This window comes from Vibrio penaeicida (assembly GCF_019977755.1).
GTDB classification, from domain to species: Bacteria; Pseudomonadota; Gammaproteobacteria; order Enterobacterales; family Vibrionaceae; genus Vibrio; species Vibrio penaeicida.
The window spans coordinates 469,661-486,721 of record NZ_AP025145.1 but is presented as its reverse complement, the minus strand read 5'-3'; the positions used below and the strand labels follow the sequence as shown (position 1 = coordinate 486,721).

13 protein-coding genes are annotated in these 17,061 nt (G+C 42.9%); 5 read left to right on the top strand and 8 right to left on the bottom strand.

Going from position 1 to position 17,061, the window contains the following annotated elements; translation table 11 throughout:
• Window positions 1-35: 35 nt before the first annotated feature.
• From LDO37_RS20540 to LDO37_RS20515, 6 genes are all read right to left on the bottom strand, one after another.
• Window positions 36-1,493 (bottom strand): hypothetical protein, encoded by a 1,458-nt coding sequence (locus LDO37_RS20540; RefSeq protein ID WP_126609386.1) that lies wholly within the window; start codon window positions 1,491-1,493, stop codon window positions 36-38.
• Complete coding sequence (locus LDO37_RS20535; RefSeq protein WP_224055793.1) at window positions 1,490-2,515, bottom strand: glycosyl hydrolase family 8; 1,026 nt, start codon at window positions 2,513-2,515, stop codon at window positions 1,490-1,492. The genes LDO37_RS20540 and LDO37_RS20535 overlap by 4 nt, the downstream gene beginning before the upstream one ends.
• Window positions 2,506-4,557, bottom strand: a complete 2,052-nt coding sequence (locus tag LDO37_RS20530) for a cellulose biosynthesis cyclic di-GMP-binding regulatory protein BcsB (protein ID WP_224055792.1) — start codon at window positions 4,555-4,557, stop codon at window positions 2,506-2,508. Before LDO37_RS20530 ends, LDO37_RS20535 begins: the two co-directional genes overlap by 10 nt.
• Window positions 4,550-6,772 carry a UDP-forming cellulose synthase catalytic subunit gene (gene bcsA / locus LDO37_RS20525; RefSeq protein ID WP_126609385.1) on the bottom strand — a complete coding sequence of 741 codons (2,223 nt, stop codon included), beginning with the start codon at window positions 6,770-6,772 and terminating at the stop codon, window positions 4,550-4,552. The genes LDO37_RS20530 and bcsA overlap by 8 nt, the downstream gene beginning before the upstream one ends.
• Window position 6,773: 1 nt before the next feature.
• Window positions 6,774-7,295: a hypothetical protein gene (locus LDO37_RS20520; RefSeq protein WP_126609384.1), complete on the bottom strand. Its 522-nt coding sequence runs from the start codon at window positions 7,293-7,295 to the stop codon at window positions 6,774-6,776.
• A 1,157-nt stretch (window positions 7,296-8,452) separates the two neighbouring features.
• Window positions 8,453-8,671, bottom strand: coding sequence for a DUF6500 family protein (locus LDO37_RS20515; protein WP_101110134.1), 219 nt, complete (start codon window positions 8,669-8,671; stop codon window positions 8,453-8,455).
• A gap of 289 nt (window positions 8,672-8,960) precedes the next feature.
• Here LDO37_RS20515 and LDO37_RS20510 point away from each other — a divergent pair, with 289 nt between their 5' ends.
• From LDO37_RS20510 to LDO37_RS20495, 4 genes are read left to right on the top strand one after another with little or no spacing between them, the layout of a single operon-like run.
• Window positions 8,961-9,599, top strand: coding sequence for a hypothetical protein (locus LDO37_RS20510; protein ID WP_185829739.1), 639 nt, complete (start codon window positions 8,961-8,963; stop codon window positions 9,597-9,599).
• Between the two features lie 8 nt (window positions 9,600-9,607).
• Entirely contained in the window at window positions 9,608-10,666 is a 1,059-nt protein-coding gene (locus tag LDO37_RS20505; RefSeq protein ID WP_126606854.1) for a radical SAM protein, read from the top strand.
• Window positions 10,653-11,543 carry a hypothetical protein gene (locus LDO37_RS20500; RefSeq protein ID WP_126606853.1) on the top strand — a complete coding sequence of 297 codons (891 nt, stop codon included), beginning with the start codon at window positions 10,653-10,655 and terminating at the stop codon, window positions 11,541-11,543. The genes LDO37_RS20505 and LDO37_RS20500 overlap by 14 nt, the downstream gene beginning before the upstream one ends.
• On the top strand, window positions 11,540-12,523 hold the full coding sequence (locus LDO37_RS20495) for a phosphotransferase (protein WP_126606852.1): 984 nt from the start codon (window positions 11,540-11,542) through the stop codon (window positions 12,521-12,523). Before LDO37_RS20500 ends, LDO37_RS20495 begins: the two co-directional genes overlap by 4 nt.
• A gap of 85 nt (window positions 12,524-12,608) precedes the next feature.
• Here LDO37_RS20495 and LDO37_RS20490 read toward each other — a convergent pair whose 3' ends face one another.
• Window positions 12,609-13,601 carry a S1 family peptidase gene (locus tag LDO37_RS20490; protein WP_126606851.1) on the bottom strand — a complete coding sequence of 331 codons (993 nt, stop codon included), beginning with the start codon at window positions 13,599-13,601 and terminating at the stop codon, window positions 12,609-12,611.
• Between the two features lie 1,112 nt (window positions 13,602-14,713).
• Here LDO37_RS20490 and LDO37_RS20485 point away from each other — a divergent pair.
• Window positions 14,714-15,358 (top strand): hypothetical protein, encoded by a 645-nt coding sequence (locus LDO37_RS20485; RefSeq protein ID WP_126607161.1) that lies wholly within the window; start codon window positions 14,714-14,716, stop codon window positions 15,356-15,358.
• A 54-nt stretch (window positions 15,359-15,412) separates the two neighbouring features.
• Here the strand turns inward: LDO37_RS20485 and LDO37_RS20480 are convergent, their stop codons facing one another.
• Entirely contained in the window at window positions 15,413-16,969 is a 1,557-nt protein-coding gene (locus LDO37_RS20480) for an EAL domain-containing protein (protein WP_126607160.1), read from the bottom strand.
• Window positions 16,970-17,061 lie beyond the last annotated feature (92 nt).

Below are 17,061 nucleotides of genomic sequence, written 5' to 3'. Positions count from 1 at the left end.
GAGGGTTCCAACTTGTCTTATTCAGTCTGTCGACCTTAGTAACCTAACTCTCTGCACTCAGTTTTGTGTGAGAAAACACTGCATTTGATCACCAAATAAGAGTGCTGTACTTTTTTATCATGTGGGAAGGCTTCGGCAAGTACAGCGAATTCACTCAATGCTTCTTTTTGGCGTTCACTGTTATAAAGTGACCAAGCTTTAATTTCAATTAGCTGGACCTCTTTTCCATACAACTCTTCATACTCATCAATTCGAGATAGGGCTTCATCGTAATCTTTGCTGTCGAACGCGAAGTACACTTGTTTTAATGCGGTTTGTTTGTCTATTTTCCGACGTTTGTCTGAGTCATTTATTTGCTGGGCAAGCAGATCAGCTTTATCAACATAACCCGATTGTTCCAGTGAAAGCATGTAACCATATTGCGTTAAATCCCACTCTTCATCAGCAGGGGACATTCGGTTAATAGCATTTTCGAACGCCAACTTTGCCGATATTGGGCGTGATAGTTCGTATAATTTCCACCCTTTCAACGCGTATTCCTGCGCAGACAATTCAGGCTTATCACGCAAAGATTGTAAACATTTAACGGTAGATTCTTCACACGCCAAATCCATTTCCTCATCGGAACCGATATCCCACTTAGCGATGGCAGGGTATTCTTTCGACCAAATCTTGTATTCGACTTGAAGGCGGTTTTGCTCGCCCATTTGTTGAAGGCTCAGCAATTTTCCTTCAATGCGTTTGTTTGTTGCTCCTGCCCAGCCGATTGCCGTTTCAAACCATTCTAGCGCTTTTGAGGGCTGTTGATTTTCAAGGTATTTCCAAGCGACCAATTCGGCAAGTTCTGCGTCTTTTTTACGCATCACGATTTTTTCGAGCTCCACCAATTCATTTACACTGACTTTACCCGCGGCAAACCGATCCATTTTCAAATCGTGACGGATTTTAGCCGCCGCTTTTGCATTATAATTGGGAGCCGCTTTGTATCTTGCCAAAATGTCATTTTGCGCACTTTGTCCGGTCCAACTGAGTAACTTTTGTGTGGTACTCAATTCATGCCCTTCACAATTATCTAGAATAAATTGATATTTAGATTTCGCGTTGCTGCCATACCCCGTGCTGCTTTCATTTTTTAAATCCAACCAAAGCCATTGAACACGGTCACAAGTGCGCCACTCTGGATGAGCAAGGATCAAGGCATTCGCGTTACTTGTTCTTCGTTTCTTAACAAGGTAGCTCAAACGTTCAAGAGACTCTTTGTATTCAATTTCCTCTTTGAGAGCAGGTGAAATAGTCAGCCCTTTCGATGCTTCTTTTGCTTGTTTCCAGCCTGTATTGTTGAGTATTTCCCAATATAAGCTTTCATCAAATTCAGGTTGAGATTCTGAGCTCACTTCGACAACAATTCGCTCGTCGAAAACAGTAACGTCTTGTTGTTTTTGCGCATGTACTGGCAGGGATATCAGTGCTGCGATGACAAGGTAACGTTTCATTGGCAAATCCTTTCGTTGTAAGCAATGTGCGATAGCAGCACTAAGCTATCGGAGTAATAATCTTTTCCTTTGGGATACACAGAGATCCCTTTTTGAGAGGCGCTTGGTTTACTGGCGCGTTCGACCAGTTGAGCGATTGCGGTTGCACCTTCTGGAGGTGGATAAGGTGCTAACTCTCCTGTTGTCACATCCACCCACGCTTTGTTACTGCTTTCCAACCAATTGTTATAAAGCCAATTGATTCGATGAGAACGCCCTCCCCACACCAGGTGGAGCGGCACTCGGTAACTTGAGTAACTAAACTGAGGCGGGAAATTTTGAGCGGGTTTCCAACCATTTTTACTGACTTCCAACCAATCTGGTGGTAGCAAATGGTGACCGTAGAGATTTGCGTTTAGCATCGCCACGCCACTTTCCGACAACGCTTTCCACTGATCGCTGTATTGGCTGAAATCATCAAATGCAGGAAAGACCCAATACGCTGGATTAACAACCGTTCGCCTACTGAATTCAAACCCGTAACTACCTGGTAATAGAACCACCTCACCTTTTCGGCTTTTTAGGTGAGAATGCTGTAGCTCTTGAATGATTTCCTTGGCGCTGGATTGATACCCTTGATTTGGCCAACGTTTACTCGCGCGTAACAGCGCCCAAGCAATAAGAATATCGCCGTCACTGGCGTTATTTTTGTCGGGTACATTGGGTGTTTTAGACTGCCATTTCCATGAAAACAAAGGGTCTTGATCTCGGCTTAAGTGTTTTTGAGTCCAACTCCAAAGTTTTCTAAATGTCTTTTGGTCACCGAAATACTCGGCGATAAGCATGCCGTAACCTTGGCCTTCACTGTGTGAAATGTGTTTGTTGGCATTATCTATGACTCGACCATTGCGTGTAATAAAACTGGATTTGTACGTGCTCCACATACTTTGATCGCTATGGCATTGCGATGACGCAAAGCTCGCACCACTCACCCAAATAGAAGAGAGTACTGACAAGACTAAAATGGATCGTTTTATCCGCATTTTCGTTCCTCAAGATATCGGGTAACAATCGAAGACATACACCAAATGATAAATAATGCCGCTAACGCCAGCCCAATTGGGTAACCAATGAAAATCGCTTTTATGAATTGATGGATGCTGCGCGAAAAATCTCGCTCGCTTAATAAGCCAGACGGCGTTTGTGTTGGCTCACTTTTAAGGAATTCATCAAATTGCGATTCGGTACTTTCCAACAACTGAATTCGGTACCAACCGTTGCCATTGTTGTGCTTCACATAAGCACGTTTTTCAGCTTCAAATTCAAACGGCGATTCCACCACAGCGTATTCTGACTCTTGCTGTTCCTGCCTTTCTTCATTTGCTATTTTCTGTTCATGGGCAACGTAATCGAATAATTGCTGTTTCACTTCTGCTAATCGACCCTCTTCTTGCAGGTTTTGTTCACTGCTTTTCATTGGCTGACGAAGCATCACCTGAAATTCACGTTGCTGCTTCTCGGTCTCTGTAATGAGCAAATCAGACGCGGTTTGCTGGGTTCGATGCGACACGTAACTCAGCAATCGCCACAGGTTGTTCATTTGAATGTGATCAGATTTATCAACGGTTATTTGTGCCGATTTACCATTGTTGTCCGTCAACACGAGAAAATCGGTTGGGGCAACTTGGTGGTTCTCTGTTGGAATAAAATGAACCCATGACCCCAGCTTTACATTGGATTTTTCAGACATCGTCGCCGAGAATCGACGTTGCTGACTGCGAATGTCGATGGGACCATACACTTCCACACTGACCTTGTTGATACCGGGCTCAAATTCTCTCATTGGAATATTCAAACGGTAATGTTGGCTGTCGCGCCAATAACTGGAACGCAGTGGCATGCTGCTGATGAACTTATCGTTCACTCGCAATATCATCGACCCCTCTCCCGGTGCCACGCGAGTATGCTCGAGAAGTAAATTTATTTTCGCTGTATCTTCGGTGCCAAACAGGATATTGCTCGGCATCACGAATCGGAGCTCCAACGGTGAATGAGTAAGATCCGATTGGCTCGTAAACTCAGACAACCGGTAAGTCTCATCACTTTTTAGAAAACGATCTTGTGCAGACTCAATTTTCTGAATCACCATATGACGCGTGTCCGGCAGATCTCGAGTGTTATTCGCAAACGCTTGAGCGGCGCGTTTTACATCGAGATCGCTGTTACCAGAAACCACGAGCAACCATTCGATCCCATTCCGCGATCCCCCTGAACCTAAATATGGACCGGTGATGCTTTGATAAATAGTGTTATCGATCCACCCTTGCTCTATCAGCGCTTCTTTGTTGCCAAACACGACTGTTGGTCCACTCAGTTCCGTTCGAATTACCCTTTGCGTACCGGATACCCCTTCGGATCGATAGTCAAACTGATGGTCTTCTGACCCGCTTCTGAGCGCCCAGCCTTGCACGAGAGAGGCAGCAGTCCCTAACGCTAACGTTGGATTGCGATCAATTAGCGAAATCAAATGCACCTTAGAGTTGTAATTTTGATCGCTTTGCACCATTTCATCAAACGACAACAGCGTTTGGCTGTCTAGCGACGAACTTTCAGAGTACATGAGTGAGTAAAATGAATGCTCACTACTCACAAGTGTGCTCAACGATGTGGAGTTAACCGTTGCTTTGTCGTCCTTGAGTAGGTGTTGCACCCGTAAAATTAGGTGCGGATTTTCCTGAGAAACCAGTGCGGGTGGAATCTCAATACGTATATTCTGGCGCTGACTGCGCTGCTTTAATTCAATTTTTGCTAACGTTTTATTGCCTGCAGCTACCCAAAGCAGAGTTTGGTCGATGTCGTTGTTATTGGAAATCGACAACGATAACGCTATTTCTTCCACCTCTTGTCCATCTAGAATCGATATTGGGATAGAAATGGTTTGATTTTGACCACGAAGTACAATGTCACCTTGATTGTCTGTCGCGTAAGCGAGTGGGACTTCCACCATTTTATTTGCATGTACCAAACAACTGGTGAACAGCAAAATGAAAGCGAAGAGCCCGTTCCCATTAAAAAACCTATTCACCTTGAAACTCCTTTTTACTCTGAACCTTTGATGTTTCAACTTTTTGCTTTACGGACGTCGTTAATACTCGTGTAAGGTGTTGGCACGCTAATGAGAAAAGCCCAATAACCGAAGATAAAACGCCTTGCTTCAAGCTTTCTTCATATTCCCTTCTCTGGCTCCACCGTCGGCTTTGCCCATATGCCTTAGCGTATTGTACTTGCATGTCCTCAGCTTCTTGGCTCACCAAAACACAGCTTACTTGTACGCCTTGCTGACCATTTTTAACCGCTACCACCCGCATATTTAGGCTGACGATTTTGTAGCGTGGTTTTTGACCTTTCTCGGCTTGCCCACTCTCAGTAAAGTAAGAAACAGTGACAATATCGCCTGACAAAATATCGTGCTCTACACTGCTCAAAGTCAGCCTCGCACCTTTCAGTGAAATATCGTTCAGTGTGGCATTGAAGCGTTTGTCTCCATCCGTGATAACCGCTTTTTCATTCACCAGCAGTCTCGGTTCGCTCCGACGCTGCTGAGTTTCGAGCATTGCCCCCAAACACAGTACAATCAAAATCAAGTTGAAGGTGTTGAACAAGATCACCAGCATAAGTTGGCTTTGCTCGGCAGGAAAACTTACGTAGCGGTAAATCCCCCACACCTCGGCCAAAACAACTAAGCCGAACAGACATGCCATGAAAGGCGTAAGCTTGGAGAACGACACTTTTTGCGTTGTTTCTCCCTTTGGCGTCACCACAAAACTGGGTTTCTTCGGTTTTAGCAATACAGAAAGCGTCGGCAAACAGAGGTATATCGACAGGGCAGTTTCGTAGAGCTCAGAGAAAAATGCGCGTCGTGTTTTGCCAAACAATCGTTGAGTTATCATGACGCTGATCACCAGATGGGGCACAACGTAAATCAGAAAATCTTTCGTGTTGCCAACAAATATCTGCAGATCAAACAGGAGATAAAGCAGCGGTGATACAAGGAACACCGATCGGAAAATGGGGAAAAACCAGTATAGCGTTGAGTTTAGGTAACAAATGCGCTGAGGAACCGATAAGCCTTTTTTAAACAAAGGGTTATTCAGTAAGAATATTTGTATCATGCCCTGCGCCCAGCGAGAACGCTGAGTAACGTAAGCACCAAACGTATCCGGAGATAACCCCGCTACCATTGCAATATTCAGATACGCGCTGCTCCAACCATTGGAGTGCATGTTTAACGCAGTGTCGGCATCTTCTGTGATGGTTTTGGTGGATATACCTCCCACTTCTTCAAGCGCCACTCTGCGAATAACCGCTGCACTCCCACAAAAAAAGCAACCATTCCAGAAGTCCATTCCAACCAGTGTCTTGTTGTAAAACATCTCGTTTTCTGAAGGGACTTTATCTTCAATACCCAAGTTTCGTTCGACGGGTCCAGGGGTAACAAAAAAATGTGGAGTTTGAACAAAGCCGAGCTTGGGGTCCTTCTGAAACAAGCCGATTGTGTTCATCAGAAAATCACGCGTTGGTACATGGTCGGCGTCCAGAATCAAAAGAAGCTCGCCAGATGTTTTCTCCAAAGCATGATTGATGTTCCCAGCTTTGGCTTGAACGTTCTTTTCTCGCGTGATGTAACTTGCACCAACGTCTTCACAAAATGCCTTCAGTGCCTGAGCTCTGCTACGCGCTTCGCTTGCCTCTTCAGCATTTTCATTATTTAACTTTTGGTGAGTGCCGCCATCGTCCAAAACGTAAACGCGGAAGTTACCAGGGTATTCCAAACGAGATGCCGCCAAAATGGTAGGACCGACAACATCCATAGGCTCGTTGTAGGTTGGGATGTAAATATCCACAGTAGGTAAATGCGCATCTATATTTAAAGGAACGCGTTTCCGTTCATAAGGTTTAACCGTTACAAACATACCCATCATATAGACCAGAATACCGTAGCACTCCGCGATAAAAAGCAGCATTGCAAACGGCAAGTCTAGGCTACTTTCCCAAGGAAGTGTTTCTTGAAATCGCCAATAGATATAACGAAACGAAATGAATGCGCCGATGATCAGAATGAATGTTGTGGCTCTTGTCGATAGGTTCTTCGACAAGAGCAATAATAAAACAAAGGCACTAGACGCAAGCCAAATATGCGTCTCTGTCGAAATGTTTAATGTCGCCAAAATGTACAATGCGTAGAGTGCACAAAGCATCAGCAGACCCTTAAAGATCTGCTTTGTTAAGCCGGGTTTCATATTAGTATTTCTCTAGCAGAATAGACGGTGTGTAGTCTTCGATCCAAGTCAGATCTTGGTGAGGGTTGGAAGTGCAATAGCGAGTAAATATGGAAATCCATTGGCCACTTTTTTTTGCATTCTGGCGGGCTGAAAGGCAGCGCTCTCCGCTCTTTTTTGTGAGAGTCCAAGATTGAAACGGACCCAATGGATTCATTGATAATGTGCCCACTTTTTCCGGTACGGTAAACGCAAATATAGCGGGGGGTTGCTCTAACGGAGTATCTCCCAGCACCTGAATAACCAGGTTTTCTCCAGGTAAGTAGGTATCGTTTTTCAAACGTGTCCAAAACCATGTTTCGGTTTCCCTAACCTGACGATAGCTGCGCTCACCATCCTGATTGACGACCAAAATAGGCAATTCATTGGATTGAATTACTGTAGGGTCATAAACACGACTCTGACGCACTTGTTGAGTGTTTTGACACCCTGTAGTTAGCAAAGTACTTACCGCACTGAGCAGAAATACCCTTTTAATGTTCATCAACATTTATCTCTTTTTAACAACGAACCTTATCCGAATGTTCGTCACACTATTTTGTAATATGGGACGAATGTCGCCAATTCTTATAACAAAGACAATAAATGTCAAACAAATGGAATTTAAATATTGACATTGGAGAATACAGTACGACGTAAATTTGTTATTTATAATTCAATTATTTAGAGGTTCATCAAATTTAGCGAGAGGGTTCGCAAGTTGAAGAAAAGCCGTAAAAAACAGTATTTGAGCCAATAAGAAAAGAAGTGCAAGGCTAATTATTTCATGTAAAACAATTCTGGAATATGGGTGAATTAACACACTATTGAATAAGATTTAATCAATAATTAATCGCCATAGTTTGGTTAGTAAGCAAATCATTTTGCAATCACTACGCCAACCCGATCCAGTTTGGCGTAAAGTATTGGCATTTGAGCCCTATATGGATTTATTCGTTTCTTTTGAATATTCGAGTGAGATCTCACTAATTAATTGATTGAGCTTGGTTTTATAAAGAGTGGTGAAATGTGACAAACATCTCACTTATCCACTAAGAAAAACGGATGGACAGAACCAAGAGTCGTTTGAATGATCGTTTGATTTATACCAATCAGCAACAGCGAGGTCTTTATTTCTACTGCGTTATACTCAAACCAAACCACCTCAAGGTGCAGGATTCAGAGCTCTATCTTCTGTGTCAGTTCAAGGAAAAGAACGAAGTGGAATGACGAGTCCTTTCCAAGTTCTTTGACGATGAAATGGGACAGAAGATGAGCTCCCAAGGGCGAGTTTGCTTGGTTTTCATGCTGCGTAACCAATTCTTGATTTAGAGCCACTAGATCTGCAAATTGGTACCTTGCCTGAAAACCAAGCCCCAAATCTATAGATAAGAAGCCGCTGAACCTAGCATCTTGAGGTGGTTTGAGTATATCGCTCATTGATACAGAGCGACTACACCGAATAAGCTCTGCCTTGTATAAATCACCCACAAATTGCTGCAAAAATCATCTCGAAAGATCAACAGACCCTAGAGATTGAACTTTTGGAAAGGCAGCGATTTTGAAAACATCACTGCTCAACATCAAGAATCGAAAGCACAGTGTGAACTCCATTGAGACCCACCCTTTCGGCTCTCGTCCTTCGAAGGTTAGGTAAGGATGCTATTTCCCCTCTTCGATCATTGCGATGATTTTGTGCGCTTTTTCAAAATGATCCAATTTGTGAGTTTGAATCCACCATGTTGCGGCTTCCATTAGTAACTCCGGATCATCATTTTTATTCGCGAAGAATGCATAAAAAGACACGCCTACGTTATCGCCTTTTTGGGCAATTTTTTTGTTGCATACCTGTACCACTTTTTGTCTTAGCGAGTCGCGCATCCACTATTCCTTAGTCTTGATTAAGTTTGAAGGCACTTTAGCCTACTTTTCAATATGTTATCAATGTCATATTGATAATTCACCTATGTCTCTTTATCTCATTATTGATACATGAATAAACATTATATAAAAACTCGCTAATATTCTTACATAGTTCATTTTATGAGCTCCATTTATAGACTAAGTTATCCATTGCGTACTTGTTCACAAGTGCGCTTTTACGACATCTTCATTGGTCGTTGTTGGATTGTAATCAATGGAATAACATCAACAATAACAAGGAGATAACATGCCTGATGAAACAAGTTCGGTCAATGAATTTGACAAATCAACGGCAAAATCCCGCAAAGTAAAACTGGATAAGCTGAACAATGTGGCGTTTACACCTTTGGAAGGGCAAGTCGCATTCATCAAAGAGCTGATAAAAAAGCCAGATGAAGCGCAGAAGTTTTTGTCTGACCCTAAAACTTATTCAGTAGAACATGGTGTTTTGCTTCACCCAAACGTTGTGGCTAAAACCGTAAATCAGACGCTTTTCGACATCAATCTAGATGTTGAATTCGCTGAAGAAGCGGGCATTCATGTGACCAAAGACATCATAGATATTCGTAACCGTTTCGAGAACAAACCCCCAACAGACTTGGCTGGTCCTGTCATCGGCGAAGGACCCGGTTTGGCGGCGGCAGCGGCTGTGGTTGCAGCAGCAGCGGCTGTGGTTGCAGCAGCAGCGGCAGTTGTTGTTGCGGCGGCTGTTGTTGTAACGATGGTGGTTACGCTTGTCAGGGCAGGTCGTGCAGCCGATTTGTACGAGTTGCAAGGGCTAGGCAAGGGCACGTTTTTACCCGGTCGAATCAAGTTCCATGATCGAACGGGAATTAGAGACGTCACAAGGCTGAGAAGCATCAATAGAGGTGCATTTATGCGCTAGGAGGCTCCATGCAACAAGCAGACATCATAACGTCACTTGTTCACTGGATGCCAATAAGATACAGCGGCTTAGTGGTAGAAACCACTAACCGCTGCAACGCTCAGTGTGCAATGTGCTATCAAAGTTCCGGTCCTAAAGGATCGGATAGGCTAGGTCTTCACTCTATATCCATGGAAAAGCTCCTTCAGGCTGTACGTGAAGCACCCAAAATTGAAACATTAACTCGACGCTTACATATCGCAGGGGGTGAAGCCTTCTTGCGCCACAAAGATGTTTTCTCGCTCGTCGAAACCGGTAAAGAGGCTGGCTTTCTCGATATCACCGTAACGACCAACGCGTATTGGGGTGAAAACGCCAAAAAAGCCCAACGCGTCGCTGACCAATTGAAAGAAGCAGGGCTTACCAGTGCAGAAATCAGTTGGGACTATTGGCATTTAGAACACATCAACCCTACCGCCGTATCAAATGCGCTCGTCGCTTTATCCAATGCGGGTATCGATATCAATCTTCGGCTGCTCACCACCAAAAAACACCACGTAGGAGAAGCTCTAGAACTGCTCGCGCCAGATGCGGTATCGAGAGTTAATCGCATCACCTCATCTCCCGTGTTCAGAACAGGACGTGCAGAGAAACAAATCGAAAGTGAGGAAATATACGAATCTGAAAATGCAGAATCAGGGAGTTGCCACAGCTCGTTAAATTTAACCATTAATGCGGCTGGGTACGTTTCTCCTTGTTGTGCAGGCTTTGATCAAACACAGCTTTACAAGCTAGGGAATATTAACCAAGAGTCCATCGTGAACATCACAAACAGGATGAATAGAGATCCGATCATTCGAATGTTGGTGTTCTCAGGACCAGGAACATTCCTTCCGGTTTTGGAAGCAGCGGGTATATCAGTGGGCGATAAGTTCACCAATATGTGCCAGCTATGTTGGAAAATATTTTCTAACCCCGAGGCAGTGGAAGTTATAAAAAGTATCAGTGACGTCAGTACAAAATTAGCACTATCTAAAATGCTACAAAGTTTAGAAGAGCTGAAAGAGGCAAATTATGGACAGAATTAAAATCACGGAGGTTAGCCCAATCAGTGCGCAACCTTGGAAATGTGATACCCCCATGCAATGGCTTCGGTCATTAGTGATGATATCTCAGAGAAATTATGAAGTTGCTCCCTACGATGATTTCCTTAAATGGCTGAAAACCTACGATCAGTTTTTTCAGGAAAGTGTCGGTATCTCGAAAAACCGCAATATTCATTGTATGTACGACAGAGACGTGACTTTTTCTGGCGACAGTGTGGTGCCTAGGCTAGACGAAATTATCAACGTCAGTTCAGGTATTCATCAAGCGGGATTTGGTGTTAGCGTAACGGTTGAAGCCGCTGCTTTTCACACCGACTCAACGCTCATAAGGCGCATGCAGCAAGCAGACTCCATAGAACTGTTTTGTTTAGTTATCTTAGCAACAGACGTTGATACTCCAGAAAAGGCAAGCCGGATAAAAGCAGGGCTGGAAGCATTATCACGAGACAAAAATATCGCCTTTATTGCTTCGTACTCGGTGATGAGCCAACTCAATATTTTTGATGAGCAGTGGCTGAATAGAGGGAATATTGAGTGGTTTCAGGTAAACGAAACAATGGGCAATAACACAGATACCATGATGGCGTGCTTTCGAAGAATGAAACTGTGTGTAGACGACGATGGGTTAATTTACCCATGCATGAGCTTGGTTGGGTTGGAAGAGTTTTGCTTAGGCGACATCTACCAACCTTTGGAAGAAACCTTGCTAAGCAACCCTAAATCACAAGATCTGATCAACCAGTGGGCTACGCAAGGTCCACCCATCAATGAGCAAGATAAGAGTATAGGCACGTCTCGGTATCCTGAAATGCCCAGTGCTTGTGCCGCACACTTGTATTCGGCGTTTGGCACTGAATGATTCCGCCATCTCTCACTCACACTTTGATCTCCGATTACCAATTGGAGGTCAAAGCCATCGAGCCACTCACCAAAGGCAGAGCGCAGCTCTATAAATTGCGCGATGCAAACGGTGAGTGGGTTGTGAAATACCAAAGCTCGCCCCCTTTTACCCTTTCCCACGAAGCCGAAATATACCAATGTATGGGGCTGTCTTATTGCGCCCCTAAAATCACGATTCATGGAAATTCATGGATAAGTGTCATCAATAGAGAAAGCCCCTTCGGAGAATCTACAAACCAAGGTTATGTGTTGGTTCGCCCTTTTATTGAAGGTAAACACCCAGACAATACACCCAGCGATTTTTTCCTATTGGGGCAGTCTCTTGCTGAACTGCACGCTCATTTTGACCGAATACCTACCCTAAAAACTCGTTGCTCAGAATTCAACACTAAAGCGCAAATCCAACAATGTGAGCAATTTGTGCGATCCGATTCGACAAACGCGGTACATAACCATGCACTCCCTTTCAACGCACCAGCCCTTTTCGATGGCATATGGCGTGCTTACCATTCGTCTTTATTGCAAGGAGATCAGAAGCTGCAACAAGATCCTAAATTAAAGCAAACGCAGAGTAAGGTCTGCATTGGTGATGCGCATCGCCTTAACTGCATGGTGACGCCGCAACATGAATGGCTTTGGATGGATTTTGAAGATGTGGTTTTAGCACCAAGGGAATACGATCTTGCGACAATGATATGGTCGACGCTATCGCAACGGCTGTCTGCCCCACTCTGGCATGCAGGGCTTTCAGGGTACTTAGAGCAAGTACAAGAACCAGAACAATTAGACCTCAGTATATTGCCTTTGCTTATTGTGATTCGTCAGTGTTGGTGGCTAAATTTGCACTACCAGAAGTACCAAGCGATACCCGATAAAAATATTGCACATAAAATAGAGCAAGGGTTACAACTCTTGTCATCCCTTTGCAAACAGATCTAAAAACGGCTTCCGAAGAAGCCGATAGTGTACTGATTCTCAAAGCGTGAACTAAAACAGTCTCGCTTGAGAAATTAAACGCGCCGAATTAATTACACGTTTGGACTAGGTTCCAGTAACCCCAGTAATCGCTGAATGGGTTCACACCCCATTGGCTAACATTGGACTCGAATAGAGACCCGTTAGCAATCACACGATCACCTTGATTGTATTGCTTGTACAGTTCCCAAGATGCTACACCAGAACACGCATCTGCTGGTGGTGTCGTAGTGCCGCCATCTGGCGAAATACCCGATTTACGAGTGATCCAAGGGACAAATTGTGTGACATCTGCAAATGCCGTCGCGCTGTCACACTGCGGTGATCCCCAGCTCACTGCCCCAAACACATAGAAATCGTTGCCGGATTGCTTAACAAACGGACCACCACTGTCGCCATGACACGCTGTTGAGCGCGTATCGTAACCACAAATATTATCGCTTGGAACTTGCCCCGTAGCGGTATTGTGACCAATGAAGTTACTGCATTGAGCATTACTGATCACCGGCAAGTTTGTCGCTTTCAAAACTGGGCTTCCAGCTCTGGAAGATCGTGTATAACGCCCCCAACCAGATACTTTTACATCACTACCAGGAGATGCCAACTGTGCCTTCAATGCAGGAGTCGGCAATTTCGCAGGTTTGTATTGAGAGCTCACCGATGAAGACAATCTCAACAAAGCGATATCTCGACCACGGGTGACATTGCCACTCCACTGCTCATGCACGTGAATACGAGATACATTGTGGTATTCACCCTGATTGGTACGCAAGTCTGTAGCACCTATGCGAATTTGCATTTGGCTTGCTGATACTCCATCTAAACAGTGTGCGGCAGTCAGCACCCAGTTCGGTGCAATCAAGGTACCGCCACAGAATTGGTTTCTGTTCCGTGTTAATGCAACCTGATAAGGCACCGTTGAATGTGACACTTCCGAACCACCAATGATACGAGGGCTCACTGAATTGTCGTCTGCCTGAACAAAAGCAGAACTGAATGCACCTGCAATTAATACGCTGAGAAGTTTTACTTGTACTTTCATTTTAATTCCTTAAATGTATTTATTTCCTATATACCCAGCCAAATCACCCATAATATTTTTAATAAAATCTCATCAAGTTCTTGGCGGGTAGTCTCTGTACTTCACGTGGAACAACTCAAATTAAACTCAATCTAACCATTCACCAAAACAAGCCAAATTAGCTTTAGTGAAAATAAAAACTGCCCGTGTATAAATAAAGAGTTTCAGGCATAATTACTCGCCTTAAGTGAATCAACACTTAAGTTATTTAGTTATAATTTAGAATCAATTTTTCAGGTAAATATTACCCTAAGCCTTAGGAGTGAACCTAGAGCTATAATTGATATTTATATCTGCTATTTATATATTTAAAGTGACTAATTATTCCATTTAAATAACACCTCCTATTTCATTTAATTTATAAATTAATAGTTCAATTAAATTATCGAAAATTAAATCTAAGTACATACTCAAATCGTCAATCATTAATTCGATGTGAGTACAATCACACAATAACCATTAATATTAGCCATAAGCGGAATGAGAATCACAGAATTCTTAAGGTTTAATAGTTAACTCGCTTACAATCATTCGAATAAACAAACATAAGTCATTGTATTTAATGACTTTAGATTACAGATTGAATTTCAAGCTCATTCTATTTACATAAATATGTTTTATGTTATGTAAATAAACAAAGAGAGAAAATTTAAAGCACCTTAGGTAGTGCAAATAAAATAATGTCTAGGGAAATACTTCCACCAATTTCATTCAATAGCTTATATGCGGTATCTTTCCATTTAAATAATTCCGCTTTTAGCTCAATGGAATCAATATCGTATTATCATCTTGGTATTTCATTTCTTTTGCATATTTTTATGAATGTAATTTAACTCTGAAAAATTTGACTCTCTATCCATTTTTTAGATTTATCGCATAAATAACATTATTGCCTAACAAATTGATTACATGACTTTGCCAATCACGTCGCAATTCCTAACTGTCGAAACATTGACCTCTCGAATAAAATATAAACAACTGATAACTATATAAAATCAGTTTATATCTCCAATAGGTTCAATATTCTCATATCCCAAGCTACTTGAGATAAATCCACTACGAGAGGAAACACGATGAAACTTAAGCTATTAACCTCTACGCTAATCGCATTGTTTAGCTTCCCTGCACTTGCTGATAATTGCCCAAACTTTAGTGAACACAAGCAATACATTAACGGAGATGAAATTCAGAAGGATGGCGCTTTTTACAAAGCCAAAAATGATCCGCAAAAAGGCACTGATGTGAGTAGTTCATGGTTTTGGGAAAGCATTCCAGAATGTCGTAGAGGCTTAACAACCGTGCTGCATGACCACCCTCAACGATTCCGCAATGGCATAACGTCACAACGTATTCTTTCCGGTGATGGGATGACCAATTACACCGAGATAAACCCAAATATTGTGTATGTCGCCAACAAGATGGAAGGTGGTCAGCATGAGACGCTAGTAAGAGCAACAGATGTTACTCTAAAGAACAAATTTTCGGTTGGACGCACAGAAACGTCCCTTAAAGCAGGCAGCCTTAAGTTCGAAGAATTTATTTACGGTAAACAAAGCGCTACAACTGTGGATGCGGAGTCTGTGACCACATCACTGGTAGAGGCAGACAAAATGCTCATGACACCAATGGCCATCATCGGCGGAAGAAATGTCATGGCTTACATTCAATCGCTCGAAGCTCGAATTTCTGATCTTGAAAGCAAACTCGCGCAAAAGTGATTTAGCGACAATATACCCAAGTTATCTCAAGATACTTGGGTATAGGGTATAGGATTACTCTTGTGAAAATTCGGTTTCGCAATACTCAATCAACTCTGCTAAAGGCAGCTCTTTTGAAAACGCCCAGCCCTGCCCGTACTCCACACCCATTTCAGTCAGGATCTGATGCTGGATCGAGTTTTCAATGCCTTCTGCGACTAAAAGTAAGTTTTCTTGCTTCGCGATAGCAACTATGTGCTCTATCAGCGACGAACGAATAGAAGCATCTTCCATCTCTTGAATAAAGCTTCTGTCTATCTTCAGACAATGCGCATTCATCTTACGCAGTTGGTGTAAATTAGAATAACCTGTACCAAAGTCATCAATTGCAATTTGAATACCTTTGTCTCTTAATACACGAAGCTTATGCAGTGCAGAGCTGTCTTCTAGTTCTTCACTTTCTGTCACTTCAAGGACCAAAACACCCTTGAATTTGTACTCCCTCTCCTCGGCTGTGAGCTCTAAAACCGATTTCTGATTCACATCAGTCGAAAATATGTTCACGTTGAGTTTGAAATCGATCGACAGGTCTTCTATTTGATGAAGCTCACTGATGGCTTTCTTCATCATATTCTGCGTGAATTTCCAAGTTTGACCTGTTTGAATGATGATTGGAATAAACTCCGTGGGGTATATACAGCCTTGACGATCCGTGAAGCGAGCCAGCATCTCAACACCAATCATTTTGCTGGTTTTCAGATCCACAATAGGCTGATAAACGCAGTGAAAGCTGTCTTGTTTGATGGCTTTGCGAATACGATAGAGTTTTGAAGAAAGGTATCGTAACCACTTAGCGCTTATCATGTAGGCAAACAGCCCTATTAGTAGGCTGGTTGCAATAGTGAATACTTGAAGCACCACTGAGTCACTGTCGGTTTTCTCAGGGTCATATTTGATCGCTAAACAAAATCGACTGACCGTATCGCAATGTTTAACAATGTTGTGATCTTCTCCTGTGAGAAAGTCGAGCGTGTTTGGCAAAGGCTTTGCGTACAACCCTTCCAAGCCGTCGAAATAAACCGGCTTGTTATTTCTGAGGTATACCAGCTCCCATAAGAATCGATCATCAATCAACTCGCGCAGCGCACCTTCATCCAAAACGACATTATAATTGCCTTTTCGAATCACAAGAGAGTCGTAAGTATTATCCAGAATAATCAGCTTAACGTGTCGCCAAAACTTAAAGCCTGTTTTTGTTTCAAGATGTGGGGTTGCACCGCCGACAAACGGGGGTGATAACTTTCCTTTACCAGTGGTACAAAACAACGTTTGCTTTTCTAGATAGCCAATATCTTTGACGTAGTCTGAGGTGAACAGAAGTTTGCGCATCATTAAGTTGTGTTCTTCGGAACAGCTGCGCAGATTAAGACGATTTAGACGTGTTAAAACATCAATGACTTCGCTGTGAACATTACCGATCGTTTCGAGAACACTTTCTGCATCGTCATTTTGTTCCAACCACAGATAGTAGTTAACGGTGCCTTGAATAGAAAAATAACTTAAAAGAGAGATCACGAATGATATCGCGAAAGCTTTTAAGAAAAGGCGTTGCTCTCTTGAATCTGATTTCATTTTGCCAACTTAGCCCGTTGTTCAAAAATAGTGCAATAGTAATATCTACTCTCACGTCATAGATTTAGACTTAGATTCTGTTGATCTAATAA